The sequence below is a fragment of the Pseudomonas sediminis genome, assembly GCF_002741105.1.
Taxonomy (GTDB): Bacteria; Pseudomonadota; Gammaproteobacteria; order Pseudomonadales; family Pseudomonadaceae; genus Aquipseudomonas; species Aquipseudomonas sediminis.
Map to the genome: position 1 here is coordinate 148,047 of NZ_NIQU01000008.1, position 16,417 is coordinate 164,463.

Annotated in this window: 15 protein-coding genes; 14 read left to right on the forward strand and 1 reads right to left on the reverse strand. The window is 63.4% G+C overall.

Annotated features, from left to right (window positions below; all coding sequences use genetic code 11):
* Positions 1-81 precede the first annotated feature (81 nt).
* On the reverse strand, positions 82-1,419 hold the full coding sequence (gene aptA / locus CDO35_RS18760) for an omega-aminotransferase AptA (protein ID WP_099526168.1): 1,338 nt from the start codon (positions 1,417-1,419) through the stop codon (positions 82-84).
* Between the two features lie 182 nt (positions 1,420-1,601).
* Here aptA and CDO35_RS18765 point away from each other — a divergent pair, with 182 nt between their 5' ends.
* The 14 genes from CDO35_RS18765 to CDO35_RS18830 all read left to right on the forward strand — a co-directional run bounded on the left by CDO35_RS18765 (position 1,602) and on the right by CDO35_RS18830 (position 16,256).
* A complete protein-coding gene (locus CDO35_RS18765; protein ID WP_099526169.1) occupies positions 1,602-2,519 on the forward strand; it encodes a LysR family transcriptional regulator in 918 nt (305 codons plus the stop codon).
* Positions 2,520-2,754: 235 nt separating this feature from the next.
* A complete protein-coding gene (locus CDO35_RS18770; protein ID WP_099526170.1) occupies positions 2,755-4,752 on the forward strand; it encodes a methyl-accepting chemotaxis protein in 1,998 nt (665 codons plus the stop codon).
* A 152-nt stretch (positions 4,753-4,904) separates the two neighbouring features.
* Positions 4,905-5,567, forward strand: a complete 663-nt coding sequence (locus CDO35_RS18775; protein WP_099526171.1) for a TetR/AcrR family transcriptional regulator — start codon at positions 4,905-4,907, stop codon at positions 5,565-5,567.
* Positions 5,567-6,151: an IMPACT family protein gene (locus CDO35_RS18780; protein WP_099526172.1), complete on the forward strand. Its 585-nt coding sequence runs from the start codon at positions 5,567-5,569 to the stop codon at positions 6,149-6,151. The genes CDO35_RS18775 and CDO35_RS18780 overlap by 1 nt, the downstream gene beginning before the upstream one ends.
* Positions 6,148-6,714, forward strand: coding sequence for a DUF922 domain-containing protein (locus CDO35_RS18785; RefSeq protein WP_099526173.1), 567 nt, complete (start codon positions 6,148-6,150; stop codon positions 6,712-6,714). The genes CDO35_RS18780 and CDO35_RS18785 overlap by 4 nt, the downstream gene beginning before the upstream one ends.
* Before the next feature lie 45 nt (positions 6,715-6,759).
* On the forward strand, positions 6,760-7,446 hold the full coding sequence (locus CDO35_RS18790) for an SDR family oxidoreductase (RefSeq protein ID WP_099526174.1): 687 nt from the start codon (positions 6,760-6,762) through the stop codon (positions 7,444-7,446).
* A 65-nt stretch (positions 7,447-7,511) separates the two neighbouring features.
* Complete coding sequence (locus CDO35_RS18795; protein ID WP_099526175.1) at positions 7,512-7,946, forward strand: GNAT family N-acetyltransferase; 435 nt, start codon at positions 7,512-7,514, stop codon at positions 7,944-7,946.
* 177 nt (positions 7,947-8,123) lie between these two features.
* Positions 8,124-8,684, forward strand: a complete 561-nt coding sequence (locus tag CDO35_RS18800) for a DUF4234 domain-containing protein (protein ID WP_099526176.1) — start codon at positions 8,124-8,126, stop codon at positions 8,682-8,684.
* A 374-nt stretch (positions 8,685-9,058) separates the two neighbouring features.
* Positions 9,059-10,606: an ABC transporter ATP-binding protein gene (locus tag CDO35_RS18805; RefSeq protein ID WP_099526177.1), complete on the forward strand. Its 1,548-nt coding sequence runs from the start codon at positions 9,059-9,061 to the stop codon at positions 10,604-10,606.
* Between the two features lie 11 nt (positions 10,607-10,617).
* Positions 10,618-11,715: an ABC transporter permease gene (locus CDO35_RS18810; protein ID WP_099526178.1), complete on the forward strand. Its 1,098-nt coding sequence runs from the start codon at positions 10,618-10,620 to the stop codon at positions 11,713-11,715.
* An 80-nt stretch (positions 11,716-11,795) separates the two neighbouring features.
* On the forward strand, positions 11,796-12,722 hold the full coding sequence (locus tag CDO35_RS18815; RefSeq protein WP_099526179.1) for an ABC transporter permease: 927 nt from the start codon (positions 11,796-11,798) through the stop codon (positions 12,720-12,722).
* 144 nt (positions 12,723-12,866) lie between these two features.
* Entirely contained in the window at positions 12,867-13,316 is a 450-nt protein-coding gene (locus CDO35_RS18820; protein ID WP_099526180.1) for an REP-associated tyrosine transposase, read from the forward strand.
* A gap of 214 nt (positions 13,317-13,530) precedes the next feature.
* A complete protein-coding gene (locus tag CDO35_RS18825; protein WP_099526181.1) occupies positions 13,531-14,886 on the forward strand; it encodes an 8-oxoguanine deaminase in 1,356 nt (451 codons plus the stop codon).
* A 287-nt stretch (positions 14,887-15,173) separates the two neighbouring features.
* Positions 15,174-16,256 carry a BMP family ABC transporter substrate-binding protein gene (locus CDO35_RS18830; protein ID WP_075749625.1) on the forward strand — a complete coding sequence of 361 codons (1,083 nt, stop codon included), beginning with the start codon at positions 15,174-15,176 and terminating at the stop codon, positions 16,254-16,256.
* Positions 16,257-16,417 lie beyond the last annotated feature (161 nt).

Here is a 16,417-nt window from a genome sequence, read left to right on the forward strand (position 1 = left end):
GGGATCTCCAAAGTCAGGTTGGTGGGAGGGGCTTCAGCCGCGACTGAATGAGCGTTGCGGCCAAAGCTCCTCCCACAGGAATCAATCGAGTTTGTTCAGTACATCGCCGACGGCATTGAAGACGCGGTCGAGGTCTTCGATCTTGGCGTTGAAGGTTGGGCCGAACTGCAGGGTATCGCCACCGAAGCGCACGTAGAAACCGGCCTTCCAAAGAGCCATGCCGGCCTCGAACGGACGGATGACGGCGTCACCATCACGCGGGGCAATCTGCAGAGCGCCAGCCAGGCCGCAGTTGCGGATATCGATGATGTGCTTGGTGCCCTTCAGGCCATGCAGCGCGGCCTCGAACTTCGGCGCCAGCTCGGCGGACTGCTGGATCAGGTTCTCGCGCTTGAGCAGCTCCAGCGTCGCCAGACCGGCGGCACAGGCCACCGGGTGCGCCGAGTAGGTGTAGCCATGGGTGAACTCGATCATGTGCTCCGGCGACGGCTGCTGCATGAAGGTGTTGTAGATCTCGCTGCTGGCGATCACCGCACCCAGCGGGATGGCGCCGTTGGTGATCTGCTTGGCGACGTTCATCAGGTCCGGGGTCACGCCGAAGAACTCCGCGCCGCTCCACTTGCCCATGCGGCCGAAGCCGGTGATGACTTCGTCGAAGATCAGCAGGATGTTGTGCTGGGTGCAGATTTCGCGCAGGCGCTGCAGGTAGCCCACCGGCGGCACGATGGCACCGGCCGAGCCGGACATCGGCTCGACGATCACCGCGGCGATGTTGGAAGCGTCGTGCAGCTCGATCAGCTTGAGCAGTTCATTGGCCAGTTCCACGCCGCCAGTTTCGGCCATTCCCTTGGTGAAGGCCATGCCCGGCTGCAGGGTGTGCGGCAGGTGGTCGGCGTCCATCAGTTGGCCGTACATCTTGCGGTTGCCACCGATGCCGCCAAGAGCAGTGCCAGCGATATTGACGCCGTGGTAGCCACGGGCACGACCGATGAAGCGGGTCTTGGAGGCCTGGCCTTTGAGGCGCCAGTAGGCCTTGGCCATCTTCACCGCGGTGTCGGCGCACTCGGAGCCGGAGCCGGTGAAGAACACGTGGTTGAGGTCGCCCGGCATCAGGTCGGCGACCTGCTCGGCCAGCTTGAACGACAGTGGGTGGCCGTACTGGAAGCCCGGCGAATAGTCGAGGGTGCCGAGCTGCTTGGCCACGGCCTCCTGGATTTCCTTGCGCGAGTGGCCGGCACCGCAGGTCCACAGACCGGACAGGCTGTCGTAGACCTTGCGGCCCTGGTCGTCGGTCAGCCAGCTGCCTTCGGCGCCGACAATCAGACGCGGGTCGCGCTGGAAGTTACGGTTGGCGGAGAACGGCATCCAGTGCGCATCCAGCTTGAGCTGGCTGGGGGTTGCGGTCTGCGGCATGTTCATCGGAGGAGCCTCGAGCTGGCGGCGTTTGGGAGATTTGTAGTCCGACAAGCCATATAGGCACCATGCGAATCGCGGCTAAAGCCGCTCCTACAAAAACCTGTCTGTTGCCAGCAAAGGTGCCACGGGCATAGAGTCAGTAAAACAGTACTCTTCTTATCTTCAGTTCAAGGCCTACTAAACAAATGAGCAGCCGCCGTCCCGATCCGCTGGCCCAGGTCAGCGACTTTGAAATCCGCCTGCTCAAACTGTTTCGCAGCGTGGTGGAATGCGGCGGTTTTTCCGCAGCCGAAAGCGCCCTGGGCATCGGCCGCTCGGCCATCAGCCAGCAGATGAGCGACCTAGAGCAACGCCTCGGCCTGCGTCTATGCCAGCGCGGCCGCGCCGGTTTCGCCCTGACCGAGGAAGGCCGCGAGGTGTACCAAAGCACCCTGCAACTGCTGGCGGCGCTGGAAAGCTTTCGCACCGAGGTCAACGGCCTGCACCAGCACCTGCGTGGCGAGCTGAACATCGGCCTGACCGACAACCTGGTGACCATCCCGCACATGCGCATCACCAACGCCCTGGCGCGCCTCAAGGTGCAGGGGCCGGACGTGCGCATCAATATCCGCATGACGCCGCCGTCAGAGGTGGAACAGGGCGTGATCGACGGCCGCTTGCATATCGGCGTGGTACCGCAGGTCGGCGCCCTCTCCGGCCTGGAATACCAGGCGCTGTACGACGAGCGCTCGCTGCTCTACTGCGCGGTCGGCCACCCGCTGTTCTATGTCGATGACCAGCAGCTTGAAGACCAACGCCTCAACGCTCAGGAGGCCATCGCCCCGACCTTCCGCGTGCCCCCCGAGGTGCAGAGCCACTACCAGGCGCTGAACTGCACGGCCAGCGCCTCGGACCGCGAAGGCATGGCCTTCCTTATTCTCACCGGGCGCTATATCGGCTACCTGCCCGACCACTATGCCCAGGCCTGGGTACAACAGGGCCGCCTGCGCGCGCTGAAGGCCAGCAGCCGCTTCTACGACATCAACCTGGCAGCGGTCACGCGCAAGGGGCGTCGCGCGCACCTGGTGCTGGAGAGCTTTCTCGAGGCCCTGGCTGAGGCCTGATCGCGCACCATAAAAGCGCTCGAGCACCAATAACGGGCAACCCTTTAATCCCGGTGACGCGCGAACAACCCAGTCGAAACCAGACTTCCCGGTGCAGAACGCCGATATCATGTCGCCATATTAATGACGGCAAGTTTCTTGCTGGCAAATCGCCAGGGCGATGATCGCACTGCGCTTACTCCCTTCGCATGGCCGGCCACTCGGCTGTCGTTATTCCTGGTTCTCGAGGCTCATGATGTTCTTCTTCAAACCGGTTCTGGCGTTGATGAACCGCGCGCGTTACGCCCACAAATTCCTGCTGATCTTCACTGTGTTCATGCTGCCCTACTGCTGGCTATCGGTGAGCAAGCTGCTCGACGTCAACGCCACGCTGGAGCAGTCGCAGCACGAGCTACAAGGCCTGCAGACCATCGAGCACTACCTGCCGGTGTATCGCCAGGCGCTGGAGCAGGCCGGCATGCACGTGATCGGCTATGCGCGTAACAAGGACGACGCCAAGCAGGAAATCGAGCGCCGCAGCCAGAGCTTCGTCGCGGCCATCGCTGAACTCAATGCCAGCCTCGATAGCGGCGTGTTCGCTGACATGAAGCTCGCCGAAAGCGACCCCGGCTTCAGCATGGACAGGAAACTGTCGACACAGGGCCTGAGCTCGCAAATGATCGAGCACGTCAGCTCGGTGCACGACCTGAGCGCCAACATGCGCGAGATCGCCGCCATGTCCAAGCTCAGCCAGGACAGCAATCCACGCATCTACCGCAACATCGACCTGCTGCTCAACCAGCTGCTGCCGCTGTACGAAGTGCTGACCCAGACCCGCACCTACGCCGGCTACATGACTGCCTACGGTTTCCTCGAATCCTCGTCGCGTTCGGCCATCACCAACCAGCTCAGCACCCTGCAACGCTACGCCGGCGGCATCGAGGCCAAGGGCAACGCCGAGGCCCAGCAGTTGATGACGAGCGCCGCGCGTGATGCTGCCGAGCAATACAAGCGCGAGATCGTCGACACCTATACCCAGAGCGGCTACTTCGACCAGAACGCGGTGGAACACTGGCTGCAGCGCTACGAATCCTATGCGCCGCAGGCAGCCGAGCTGGACAAGGCCGCGAGCCTGCTGCTGCAGGAAACCACGCGCCTGCTGCAGGCTCGCACCGACGCCAACCTGCGCGAACTGGTGCTGTGGGCTGGCACCCTGCTGGTGGTGATCGCCTTGCTGGTGTACCTGTTCGTCGGTTTCTACCTGTCAGTGCGCGGCGCCATTCGCGACCTGACCAATGCCACCCGACGCATGGCCGAAGGTGACCTGCGCCAGAGCGTGAAGACCGCCGCGCGTGACGAGCTGGGCGATCTGGCCCAGGACTTCAACGAGATGCAGACGCGCATGAGCGAGCTGATCGCGCAGGTCGCACGCTTCTCCGAAACCACCCTGGACAAGGCGCAGAGCGTCAGCGATAGCGCCTCCACCAGCCAGCGCAGCGTCGAGCGCCAGGCCAACGAACTGGAGCTGATCGCCACCTCGATGAGCGAGCTGGTCAGCAACGTTCAGGAGGTTAGCCAGAACTCCCACGTCACCGCCGACAAGGCCAATACCGCGGGCGAGAAATGCCGCGAAGGCCGCGTGCAGGTCGACCATGCGGTGTCACGTATCAACCAGCTGTTCAGCGAGATGGACGATTCCATCGGTGCCATCACCTCGGTGGAGAAGGAAAGCGAGGAGATCGCCAAGGCCGTCGACCTGATCAAGAGCGTCGCCGAGCAGACCAACCTGCTCGCCCTCAACGCCGCCATCGAGGCCGCCCGTGCTGGCGAACAGGGCCGCGGCTTTGCCGTGGTCGCCGACGAAGTACGCAGCCTGGCCATTCGCTCCCACGAGCTCACCGGCGAGATCGACCAGACCATCGGTCGCCTGCGCCAGCAAGTCGGCAGCGCGGTGAAGACCATTCGTGGCAGCCACCAGAGCGCGGCGCAGAGCGTCGAGCAGATCACCCTGACGGCGAACATCTTCGAGCAGATCACCGGCAGCATGGATCAGATCATCGACCACAACATCCAGATCGCCTCGGCCGCCGAGCAGCAGGCTGCGGTGGTTCAGGGCGTCGAGCAGAACACCCTGGAGATCAAGAGCCTCAGCGACAGTAACGCCCATGAAGCGCAGAGCACGGTGAACGTCAGCGACGAGCTGACCGGCATGACCCGCAACCTGCACGGCCTGATTGCCAACTTCAAGGTATGACCCGCGTGGCCGTAAGCGAGACCCGCTCACGGCCAGCCTGGGGTGACGCAGCCGACGCAAACGGGCTTTTTCACGCCGTAATGCTTGTCACCCAGGCGGCGCTGGGGTATCTGTGCAAACGCCCCGCTCCCTGATCAGTTCGGAATCACCCCATGACCTTCGAAGTCCCCGCCCACAGCTCCAACGGCAAACCCGCCGGGCGTATCCGCCAGAAGAACGAAGAAGCCATCATCAAGGCTGCCGAGGAGGAGTTCGCCCGGCACGGCTTCAAGGGCACCAGCATGAACACCATCGCGCAGAACGTGGGCCTGCCCAAGGCCAACCTGCACTACTACTTCAACAACAAGCTGGGGCTGTACCTGGCGGTGCTGAGCAATATCCTCGAGCTGTGGGACAGCACCTTCAACAACCTCACGGTCGACGACGATCCGGCCGAGGCGCTGGAGCTTTACATCCGCGCCAAGATGGAATTCTCCCGGCGCCAGCCGAAGGCTTCGCGCATCTTCGCCATGGAAGTGATCAGCGGTGGCGACTGCCTGTCGCAGTACTTCAACCAGAACTACCTGGACTGGTTCCGTGGCCGTACCGCCGTGTTCGAAGGTTGGATCGCCGCCGGCAAGATGGACCCGGTCGATCCGATCCACCTGATTTTCCTGCTGTGGAGCAGCACCCAGCACTATGCGGACTTCGCCTCGCAGATCTGCCGCGTGAAGCAGAGCTCGCGCCTGACCAAGCAGGACTTCGAGCAAGCCTCCGATCAACTGGTGCAGATCATCCTCAAGGGCTGCGGCCTGACGCCTGCTGCCAAAGCCTGATGGCCTTCACCCTGCTCGGCCCTTGTGAATACCGCGAGGAGATTCGCAAGAGCCGCTTCATCGCCCTCGCCGCACCGATTGCCAGCGCGGCCGACGCGCAAGCCTTCATCGACAGCCACAGCGACCTGGCGGCATCGCACAACTGCTGGGCGTGGAAGGTCGGCAATCAGTACCGCTTCAACGACGACGGCGAACCGGGCGGCACCGCGGGCAGGCCGATCCTCGCGGCCATCGAAGGGCAGGACTGCGATCAGGTCGTGGTGCTGGTGATTCGCTGGTACGGCGGCATCCAGCTCGGCACCGGCGGCCTGGCCCGCGCCTACGGCGGCAGCGCGGCGAAATGCCTGCAGGCCGGCGAGCGCAGCGAACTGGTGCTGCGCCAATCCTTCACTTGTCATTTACAGTTCGCCGAGCTGCCCGTGTTCAAGGCGCGTCTGAACGAGTTCGACAGCCTGATCGAGCGCGAGGATTACGACGCCACCGGCGCGCTCCTGCACCTGGCAGTAGTGCCGGCCGAACATGCGGCGCTGGAGCGTTTGCTGGGTGATATCAGCCGCGGCCGCGAAAACCTGAGGGCGCCATGAAGCGGACGACTACTGCACTGCTGCCGCTGCTATGGCTGGCCCTGCCGGCCCAGGCTGAAGTCCAGGAGCAGCTGCAGGAGCAGTACTACGACCTGCAGGTGGCGTCCGGCGAGTCCCTCAGCCGCGCCATCGACCAGGCCTCGCCGATTCGCCAGAACGGTCAGATTTACCACGCCTACACCCGCTGGAAGGTGCAGTGGAATTTCTGGTGGCGCGAGCAACGCGACGGTCGCTGCCAGATCGATCTCACCCGCACCCAGTTGCACGCCACCATCACCCTGCCCCGCCTTGGCGGCGGCGATGCGCAGCAGCGCCAGCGTTTTGAGCAGTACCTGAACGCACTGCGCGAGCATGAACTGGGCCATTACCGCATCGGCCAGGCTGCCGCCGCCGAGATCGACGCCGCCCTGCTGCAAACGCCCGAATACTCCAGTTGCGCCGAGCTGCAACAACAGGCCAATCAGCGCGCCAATGCCATCCTGCAGCGACATGCCGAGCAGGAGCGGCAGTACGACCGGCAAACCGGACACGGCCGCAGCCAGGGCGCCTGGCTGACGGAATAAGTGCGCTATCCTGATTCACCGTTCTCATCTCTCATGGAGCCTGACATGACTGCCCCTCGATCCATCCTGATCATCGGTGCCTCACGCGGCCTCGGCCTTGGTCTGGCCGGTGAATTCGCCGCCCAGGGCTGGGCCGTGACCGCCACCGTGCGCAGCGCCGCGCAACAAGCACCGCTGCAGGCACTGCCCGGCGTGCGTGTCGAGCAACTGGAGATGACCGATCCGGACAGCCTCGCGCAACTGGCTGACCGCCTGAGCGGTCAGTCATTCGACGTCATCTTCGTCAACGCCGGCGTCGCCGGTCCCGACCACCACAGCACCGCTCAGGCCACTGCCGAGGAAATGGGTCAGCTGTTCCTGACCAACGCTGTCGCCCCGCTACGCGTGGCCGAACGCCTGCTGCCGCAGCTGGCCGCCGAGCATGGGTTGATCGTGTTCATGAGCTCGATCCTCGGTAGCATCGAGACCGGTGCCGGCCTGGGCATGCCGCTGTACGGCGCCAGCAAGGCCGCGCTCAACCACCTCGTGCAGTGCTTCGTACGCACTCAGGACAACCCAAAACTCGGCGTAGTGCTGATGCATCCGGGCTGGGTACGCACCGACATGGGCGGCGCCGACGCGCCGCTGGATATCGACAGCAGTTGCAAGGGCATGGTCCGTCAGGTCAGCGCCGCCGTCGGCCAACCCGGCCTGCGCTATCTCGACTTCGAGGGCAACCCGCTGCCCTGGTAAGCGTCAGTGCTGGATATCGGCCTGCCACCAGGCAGGCCGTGCAATTGTGTTGGAGAAGAATAACGATGGAAGTAAGCATCGGTAATGACCCAGCGTTGATCCGCCTGGCTCAAGGTATCCGCTATCAGGTCTTCACATGTGAGCAACGGATTCCTGCGGAGCTGGACCTTGATGGACTGGACGAAGAGTCCTTCCATGCGCTGGCAACTGAACGGGGTGAGCCAATTGCCACTGCCCGCCTGACACTTAAAGAGGACAGGTCTTCTACCCTGGCCAGGGTGGCGGTCAGTCAGGCTTATCGGAGCGCGGGAGTTGCGTCGGCCGTTGTCCAGGCGTTGATACAGCATGCGCAAGAGATAGGCGCCACCTCCATTGAACTTCATGCTCACAGCCACCTGAAAGGCTATTACGAGAAATTCGGGTTTGAGTTCATCAAGGAAGTTGAAATCGTGGGCGAACATCAGCTCATTGAAATGCGACGCCAACTCGCACGCGCATAGCGACATAAGGCGATAGCTCCCAGGCACCAGTGTGAAGGCCATGCCGCCTCTCTAACGGTCCGGATAGGCTGTCGCCATTTCGCCCCAGCGTGCACAACCAGAGAATCCGTATACTCTGCGTGCTTCAAACTCTCGCTGGATGCGAGCCTCCCACCACCGTCAATCGGAACCAGGTCAATGGACAACCTGTATCAGCCTCCCAAAGCCGAACTGCTGGACGAACAATCGCCCTCCCGTAACGCCTTCTTCGTCACCTCAGAGAACAAACTCTACCTGCTGAATTTCGCCACCTTCGGCCTGTACTCCCTCTACTGGTTCTACAAGCAGTGGGACAGTCAGCGCGCCACGATGCTGCCGAAACACATCATGCCGGCGGCACGTTCGCTCTTTCAGATTTTTTACACCCACTCGCTATGCCGCCTGATCAGCGAGCATCAGCAGCGTCAGGGGCTGGGATCTTGGGATTATTCGGGCACTGCCTGGCTCTATGTCCTGTTGCTCTTCGTCACCAATGGCCTGTCACGCGTGGATATCCAGAACAGCGTTCTTGATCTGCTGCTATTGCTCGGCTGCGTGATGGCGCCAGCCTTTCCTCTGGCGCAGATCCAGCGACAAGCCAACCAGGCCAGCGGTGATGAGGATGGGCAGAGCAATGCACGGATCAGCGGCCAGAACCTGCTGTTCATCATTCCCTGCGCCTTGCTGTGGATACTGGCTGTGATGGGCTTTTTTATCTGACGCTCGAATACAGGCAGCGCAGTTGTAGGGTGGATTGAACGCAGTTAAAACCCTCATGACCACACAACTTGGGTATCGCGGAGCTGAATCCAGGTGACCTCCGCCAGAAGGTCGCCAATCTGGAACGTCGAGGCTTTGGGGTTACGAATCGCGGCTAAGGCCGCTCCTACACGAGTCTCACCCATAACGTCGTAGCCGCTATAACCGCGAGCGCGCAAATAAGGTGCGCCTTTCGCTCCGCAAGCAGAGGCTGGCACCAATAGTGGGCGCTAAAACACTCGTAGCAGTGGGCGAACCTCGTGCCAGCGCATTTTCTGACCCCTTGGCCAAGTTTTTGCTTTAACCCCGCTCAGTTATCTCCATGAGCGCTTTCCATGTCTGCCTCACCCGACTCCCCACACCTGCAGCTGACCGCCATCAGCAAGCAGTACCCCGGCTGCCTGGCCAACGACCGTATCGACCTGACCATCGCCCCAGGCGAAATCCGCGCCCTGCTGGGCGAGAACGGCGCCGGCAAGAGCACGCTGATGAAGATCATCTACGGCGTCACTCAACCCAGCAGCGGCGAGATTCGCTGGCAGGGTCAGGCCTTGAAGATGCGTGATCCGGCCATGGCGCGTGGTCTAGGCATCGGCATGGTGTTCCAGCATTTCTCGCTGTTCGAGACGCTGACCGTGGCCGAGAACATCGCCCTGGCCATGGGCGCCGAGGCCGGTACGCCCAAGCAGCTTGAGCCGAAGATTCGCGAGGTATCGCAGCGCTACGGCATGGCGCTGGAGCCGACGCGCCTGGTGCACAGCCTGTCCATCGGCGAACGGCAGCGGGTGGAGATCGTCCGTTGCCTGATGCAGGACATCAAACTGCTGATCCTCGACGAACCGACCTCGGTACTCACCCCGCAGGAGGCCGACGAGCTGTTCGTCACCCTGCGCCGTTTGGCCGCCGAGGGCTGCAGCATCCTCTTCATCAGCCATAAGCTCGGCGAGGTACGGGCGCTGTGCCAGAGCGCCACGGTACTGCGCGGCGGGCGGGTGTCCGGCCATTGCGTGCCGGCAGAATGCAGCGACCTGGAGTTGGCGCGGCTGATGGTCGGCGACGCCGAGGGACTGGAAAGCAGTTATCCGAAAGTCAGCGGCGGCCTGCCACGGCTGCGCGTCGATGACCTCAGTTGGCACAACCCCGACCCGTTCGGTTGTTCGCTGGAACGCATTCGCCTGGAGGTGCGTAGCGGCGAGATCGTCGGTATCGCCGGGGTCGCCGGCAATGGCCAGGACGAACTGCTCGCGTTGCTCAGCGGCGAAACCCGCCTGCCCCGTGGCGAACGCGAGCGAGTCAGCCTGGATGCTGCGCCAGTGGCCAATCTGCATCCCGATGCGCGGCGCGCTCTGGGCCTGGCCTTCGTGCCCGCCGAGCGCCTCGGCCATGGCGCGGTGCCGGAGATGAGCCTGGTGGACAACGCCCTGCTCACTGCGTTCGGCCAGGGCCTGGTCAAGGGCAGCCTGGTGCAGCGCGGCAAGGTGCGCGCGCTGGCCGAGCAGATCATCCAGCGCTTCGCGGTGAAGACGCCGGATGCCGACACCGCTGCACGCAGCCTGTCCGGCGGCAATCTGCAGAAATTCATCCTCGGCCGCGAGATTCTGCAGAACCCGAAACTACTGGTGGCCGCACACCCGACCTGGGGCGTGGACGTTGGCGCGGCCGCCGCCATCCACCGCGCGCTGATCGCCCTGCGCGATGCCGGCGCGGCGATCCTGGTGATCTCCGAAGACCTCGACGAGCTGTTCCAGATCAGCGACCGCATCGGTGCGCTGTGCAGCGGACGCCTTTCGCCGCTGGCCGAGACAGCGCAGGTGTCCACCGTGGAAGTCGGCCGCTGGATGGCCGGTGAGTTCGATCAACCCGCCGCTGCTGCGGCCTGCTGACGGAGCCCGTCATGCTGTTATCCCTGGAACCGCGCGGCCAGGAGTCGCGCCCCATGCTCTGGCTGTCGCCGCTGCTGGCCGCCGTACTGACGCTGGTGAGCGGCATGCTGCTGTTCACTCTGCTCGGCCATGATCCGCTGGAAACCCTGCACACCCTGCTGATCGCCCCGGTCAGCGACTGGTACGGCGTGTCCGAACTGCTGGTCAAGGCGCTGCCGATCCTGCTCTGCGCCCTGGGCCTGGCGGTCGCCTACCAGGCGCGCATCTGGAACATCGGCGCCGAAGGCCAACTGCTGATCGGCGCCCTGGCCGGCAGCGCCATGGCCCTGCAACTGATCGACTGGGAAAGCCGCTGGGCGCTGGCCTGGGTGGTGCTCGCGGGCACCTGCGCAGGCGCGGCTTGGGCCGGGCTGACCGCCTGGCTGCGCACGCAGTTCAACGCCAACGAAATCCTTACCAGCATCATGCTCAACTACATCGCGCTGAACCTGCTGCTGTTCTTCGTGCATGGGCCGCTGAAAGACCCGGCTGGTTTCAACTTCCCTGAGTCGGCCATGTTCGGCGATTCCAGCCGCCTGCCGCTGGTCAGCGAGGACGGGCGCCTGCACGGCGGCCTGTACCTGGCGCTGCTGGCTCTGGTGGCGGTGTGGGTGCTGCTGCACAAGAGCTTTCTCGGCTTCCAGATCAAGGTGCTCGGCCTGGACAAGCGCGCCGCCGGCTTCGTCGGCTTTCGCGAGAAGCGTTTGGTGTGGTTCGCCCTGCTGGTCAGCGGCGCACTGGCCGGCATGGCCGGCGTCGGCGAAGTGGCCGGGCCGATTGGCCAACTGGTACCACAGGTCTCGCCCGGCTACGGCTATGCGGCGATCACCGTGGCCTTTCTCGGCCGTCTCAATCCACTCGGCATTCTGTTTGCCAGCCTGTTGATGGCGCTGCTGTACCTGGGCGGCGAGAACGCGCAGATGAACCTCAATCTGCCGCAGGCGATCACCCAGCTGTTCCAGGGGATGATGCTGTTCTACCTGCTGGCCTGTGACGTGCTGATCCTCTACCGGCCACGGCTGAAGTGGAAATGGGCGAAGCGCGAGCGCCTCGCTGAAGCGACCACCTGACTGTGGGAGGGGCTTTAGCCGCGACAAAAGCTCGCCGCTGAAGCGCCTCCCACAAAGAGCATGAATGCAAAGGAATCCCCATGGATCTCGATCTGTTGACCAATATCTTCTACGCCATGGTGCGTACCGGCACGCCGCTGCTGCTGGTGGCGCTGGGTGAGCTGGTGTGCGAGAAGAGCGGCGTGCTCAACCTCGGCCAGGAAGGCATGATGCTGTTCGGCGCGGTGATCGGTTTCATCGTCGCCTTCAGCACCGGCAGCCTGTGGCTGGGCGTGTTGCTGGCGATTGCCGCCGGCATGCTGCTGTCAATGCTGTTCGCCGCTGTGGCGCTGGGCTTCAATGCCAACCAGGTAGCCACCGGCCTGGCCCTGACCATCTTCGGCGTCGGCCTGTCCACCTTCGTCGGCGCGGCGTGGGTCGGCAAGCCGCTGAGCGGTTTCGAGCCCATCGTCATCCCGCTGCTGTCCGACATCCCGCTGATCGGGCGCATGCTGTTCGCCCAGGACGTGCTGATCTACCTGTCCTTCGCCCTCTTTGCGCTGGTGGCCTGGGTGCTGCTGAAAAGCCGCATCGGCCTGATCATCCAGGCTGTTGGCGAGAACCCGGACGCCGCCAGTGCCATGGGCCTGCCGGTGCTGCGCGTGCGTACCCTGGCGGTGCTATTCGGCGGCGCCATGGCTGGTCTGGCGGGCGGCTACCTGTCGCTGGCCTACACGCCGATGTGGGCGGAAAACATGACCGCCGGCCGCGGCTGGATCGCTCTGGCCCTGGTGGTGTTCGCCAGTTGGCGCGTATTCCGTGTGCTGCTCGGCGCCTACCTGTTCGGCCTGGCCAGCATCCTCCACCTGGTGGCGCAGGGCATCGGCCTGTCGATCCCGTCGAACCTGCTGGCCATGCTGCCCTACGTCGCCACCATCGTGGTGCTGGTGCTGCTCTCGCGTGATGCGATCAAGACCCGGCTGTATGCGCCGGTGTCGCTGGGCCAGCCTTGGCAGCCGGGGCATTGATGCTCAACCGTTACTAGTCGCGGCTGAAGCCCCTCCCACAAAAGCCCGCCTACAGGTGTCATATCGCACTGTGGGAGGGGCTTTAGCCGCGACAAGCTTTTTTCGGCTATACCTTCAGCCACACCCCAATCGGGAGGCTAAGGAATGCCCCACTCAGCCAGTTTGCGTGCTGGCCGTTTCTCGGAAACACAACGCATCTATCTACTCACCGCTACGACCGAAAACCGCGAAACGCTGTTTTCGGATCTCACTGTTGGTCGGCTCGTCGTTGCAGAACTCAAAGCCGCCCAGCAGGACGGCCTGGCCGAATCACTGGCCTGGGTGCTCATGCCGGATCACCTTCACTGGCTGATTGCACTGCAGCAAGGCTCGATCAGCGACCTGATGCGGCGTGTCAAGGGACGCAGTGCCAAGCGAATTAACGCGTTGGTTGGTTGTCAGGGAAAGCTCTGGCAGGATGGTTTTCATGACCGAGCGCTGCGCCGGGAAGAGGATGTTCTGCCCGCCGCACGTTACATCGTCGCCAATCCCCTGAGGGCTGGCTTAGTCAACCGGGTGGGCGATTATCCATTGTGGGATTCGGTGTGGCTCTGAGCTTGGGAGAGTCGCGGCTGAAGCCCCTCCCACAAAAGCCGATCTCACAGACAAGTGCCATTCTTGTGGGAGCGGCTTCAGCCGCGACAGGCTTGTTGCCCCTGACTTCAGAGTCAGCTATCTTCGCCGCACGTCATTTCCGACGCACCTGGATCAGCAGACAGGGTCAACACTGAGCTGGCTTACCTGACATCAACCTCAGAGGAGCCTGCTCATGGCAGCTACCCGTATCTGGATCAAGAACCCCCTCGCCATATTCACCGCCAACGACCTGGACGCTTCCGGTGGTCTGGTGATCGAGGATGGCCGCATCGCTGAAGTGCTCGGCGCTGGTCAGCAACCTGCCACTCCCTGTCAGCAAGTGTTCGATGCCCGCGAGCACGTGGTGCTGCCGGGCCTGATCAACACCCACCATCACTTCTACCAGACCCTCACCCGCGCATGGGCGCCGGTGGTCAACCAGCCGCTGTTCCCCTGGCTGAAGACGCTCTATCCGGTCTGGGCACGCCTCACTCCCGAGAAGCTCGCCCTGGCCAGCAAGGTGGCGCTGGCCGAACTACTGCTGTCCGGCTGCAGCACGGCTGCCGATCATCATTACCTGTTCCCCGGCGGCCTGGAGAACGCGATCGATGTGCAGGTCGAAGCGGTACGCGAACTGGGCATGCGCGCCATGCTCACGCGCGGTTCGATGAGCCTGGGCGAAGCGGACGGCGGGCTGCCGCCACAGCAAACGGTGCAGCAGGGTGAGGTGATCCTGGCGGACAGCCAGCGCCTGATCGGCCAGTACCACGAGCGCGGCGACGGGGCGCAAATCCAGATCGCCCTGGCGCCCTGCTCGCCCTTCTCGGTGACTCAGGAAATCATGCGCCAGAGCGCCGAACTGGCCGAGGAGCTGGACGTGCGCCTCCATACCCACCTGGCCGAAACCCTCGACGAGGAAGACTTCTGCCTGCAGCGCTTTGGCCTGCGCACTGTGGATTATCTGGACAGCGTCGGCTGGCTCGGCCCGCGCACCTGGCTGGCCCATGGCATCCATTTCAACCCCGACGAAATCGCCCGCCTGGGCGCTGCCGGCACCGGCATCTGTCATTGCCCCAGCTCCAACATGCGCCTGGCTTCGGGCATCTGCCCCAGCGTCGAGCTGGAAGCCGCCGGCGCGCCGCTGGGCCTGGGCGTCGATGGCTCGGCCTCCAACGATGCCTCGAACATGATCCTCGAAGCGCGCCAGGCGCTGTATATCCAGCGCCTGCGCTACGGCGCCGAGCAGATCACCCCGCAGCGCGTGCTTGGCTGGGCCAGCAAGGGCTCGGCAAAACTGCTGGGGCGCAGCGATATCGGTGAGCTGGCGGTGGGCAAGCAGGCCGACCTGGCGCTGTTCAAGCTCGATGAGCTGCGCTTCTCCGGCAGCCACGATCCGCTTTCGGCGCTACTGCTGTGCGGCGCCGACCGCGCCGACCGGATGATGATCGGCGGTACCTGGCGCGTTATCGATGGGCAGATCGAAGGGCTTGATATGGCGCAGTTGATCGCCGATCACCGCCAGGCGGCGCGTGAGCTGATCGCCGGCTGACATCAGCTAACCGCCTGAGTCGCGGCTAAAGCCCCTCCCACAAGAACAGCACCAACCTGTGGGAGGGGCTTCAGCCGCGACCGTCGTTTCATCAATGCGAGCCCAGTACCTACGCACCACAACACGGCACTTCACAACACCACGCACCAATCCAGCTCCAGCATCGAGCCAGGCCAACAGCCAGAACGGCAGCAACGCCGCTATCTGTCTTGTTGGTCAGCTTTTTGCAGTCATGGGATCAGCCAACCAACGGCCATCCCAATACCAAGACTGGAGCTGCACCCACCATGTTCGAGAAGAGCAAAAAACCGCTGCTGCGCACCCTCGTCGCCGCCCTGGGCTTTGGCGCCATGCTCAGCGCCTCCGCCGCCGATCCGCTGAAGGTCGGCTTCGTCTACATCGGCCCCATCGGCGACCACGGCTGGACTTACCAGCACGAACAAGGCCGGCAGATGCTGATCAAGGAAATGGGCGACAAGGTCACCACCAGCTTCGTCGAGAACGTGCCGGAAGGTGCCGACGCCGAGCGGGTGATCCGCAACATGGCCAAGGGCGGTTTCGACCTGATCTTCACCACCTCCTTCGGCTATATGAACCCGACGATCAAGGTGGCCAAACAATTCCCCAAGGTGACTTTCGAACACGCCACTGGCTATAAGCAGGACAAGAACGTCGGCACTTACCTGTCGCGCTCCTATGAGGGGCGCTACGTTGGCGGCTTCCTCGCGGCGAAGATGACCAAGACCAAAAAAGTCGGCTACATCGCCTCCTTCCCGATCCCCGAGGTGATCCGCGACATCAACGCCATCCAGCTGGCGCTGGACAAGTACAACCCGGGCACCGAGATCAAGGTGGTGTGGGTCAACACCTGGTTCGATCCGGGCAAGGAGTCCGACGCCGCCAACGCGCTGATCGACCAGGGTGTGGACGTGATGTTCCAGCACACCGATAGCCCGGCGCCGATCCAGACCGCCGAGCGCCGTGGCATCTACTCCGTCGGCTACGCCTCGGACATGGCTCACTTCGGACCCAAGGCCGTGCTCACCTCCATCGTCAACGACTGGGGCCCGCATTACGTCAAATCCACCCAGGCGGTGATCGACGGCACCTGGCAGCCACAGGACTTCTGGGGTGGCCTGGCCGAAGACACCATCGAACTGCCGATCAGCGATCTGGTGCCGGCTGACGTGAAGAGCGAGGCCGAGCAGATCATCGCCGACATTCGCAGCGGCGCGTTCCACCCCTTCACCGGCCCGATCAAGGATCAAAGTGGCGCGGTGCGCATCGCCGAGGGCGTGAGCGCGACGAACGCCGAGCTGGCCTCGATGAACTACTACGTGGAAAACGTGAAGGCCGAAATGCCGAAGTAATTGGCTGGCGGGTTGCACCCGCCCTACGGACTGAAGCCGCTCCCACACCTGTAGGAGCGGCTTCAGCCGCGATAATTTGGAAATCACCGATGCCGTCCCTGCTTATCTCAGCAGAACCGCATCACCGTGGCACCGACCTTTGGTGCCACGCATCGCTGCCC

Excerpts from the sequence above, each read along its gene's own strand:
- aptA (WP_099526168.1), bottom strand. The coding sequence starts at position 1,419 with ATGAACATGCCGCAGACCGCAACCCCCAGCCAGCTCAAGCTGGATGCG.
- CDO35_RS18765 (WP_099526169.1), top strand. The coding sequence starts at position 1,602 with ATGAGCAGCCGCCGTCCCGATCCGCTGGCCCAGGTCAGCGACTTTGAA.
- CDO35_RS18770 (WP_099526170.1), top strand. The coding sequence starts at position 2,755 with ATGTTCTTCTTCAAACCGGTTCTGGCGTTGATGAACCGCGCGCGTTAC.
- CDO35_RS18775 (WP_099526171.1), top strand. The coding sequence starts at position 4,905 with ATGACCTTCGAAGTCCCCGCCCACAGCTCCAACGGCAAACCCGCCGGG.
- CDO35_RS18780 (WP_099526172.1), top strand. The coding sequence starts at position 5,567 with ATGGCCTTCACCCTGCTCGGCCCTTGTGAATACCGCGAGGAGATTCGC.
- CDO35_RS18785 (WP_099526173.1), top strand. The coding sequence starts at position 6,148 with ATGAAGCGGACGACTACTGCACTGCTGCCGCTGCTATGGCTGGCCCTG.
- CDO35_RS18790 (WP_099526174.1), top strand. The coding sequence starts at position 6,760 with ATGACTGCCCCTCGATCCATCCTGATCATCGGTGCCTCACGCGGCCTC.
- CDO35_RS18795 (WP_099526175.1), top strand. The coding sequence starts at position 7,512 with ATGGAAGTAAGCATCGGTAATGACCCAGCGTTGATCCGCCTGGCTCAA.
- CDO35_RS18800 (WP_099526176.1), top strand. The coding sequence starts at position 8,124 with ATGGACAACCTGTATCAGCCTCCCAAAGCCGAACTGCTGGACGAACAA.
- CDO35_RS18805 (WP_099526177.1), top strand. The coding sequence starts at position 9,059 with ATGTCTGCCTCACCCGACTCCCCACACCTGCAGCTGACCGCCATCAGC.
- CDO35_RS18810 (WP_099526178.1), top strand. The coding sequence starts at position 10,618 with ATGCTGTTATCCCTGGAACCGCGCGGCCAGGAGTCGCGCCCCATGCTC.
- CDO35_RS18815 (WP_099526179.1), top strand. The coding sequence starts at position 11,796 with ATGGATCTCGATCTGTTGACCAATATCTTCTACGCCATGGTGCGTACC.
- CDO35_RS18820 (WP_099526180.1), top strand. The coding sequence starts at position 12,867 with ATGCCCCACTCAGCCAGTTTGCGTGCTGGCCGTTTCTCGGAAACACAA.
- CDO35_RS18825 (WP_099526181.1), top strand. The coding sequence starts at position 13,531 with ATGGCAGCTACCCGTATCTGGATCAAGAACCCCCTCGCCATATTCACC.
- CDO35_RS18830 (WP_075749625.1), top strand. The coding sequence starts at position 15,174 with ATGTTCGAGAAGAGCAAAAAACCGCTGCTGCGCACCCTCGTCGCCGCC.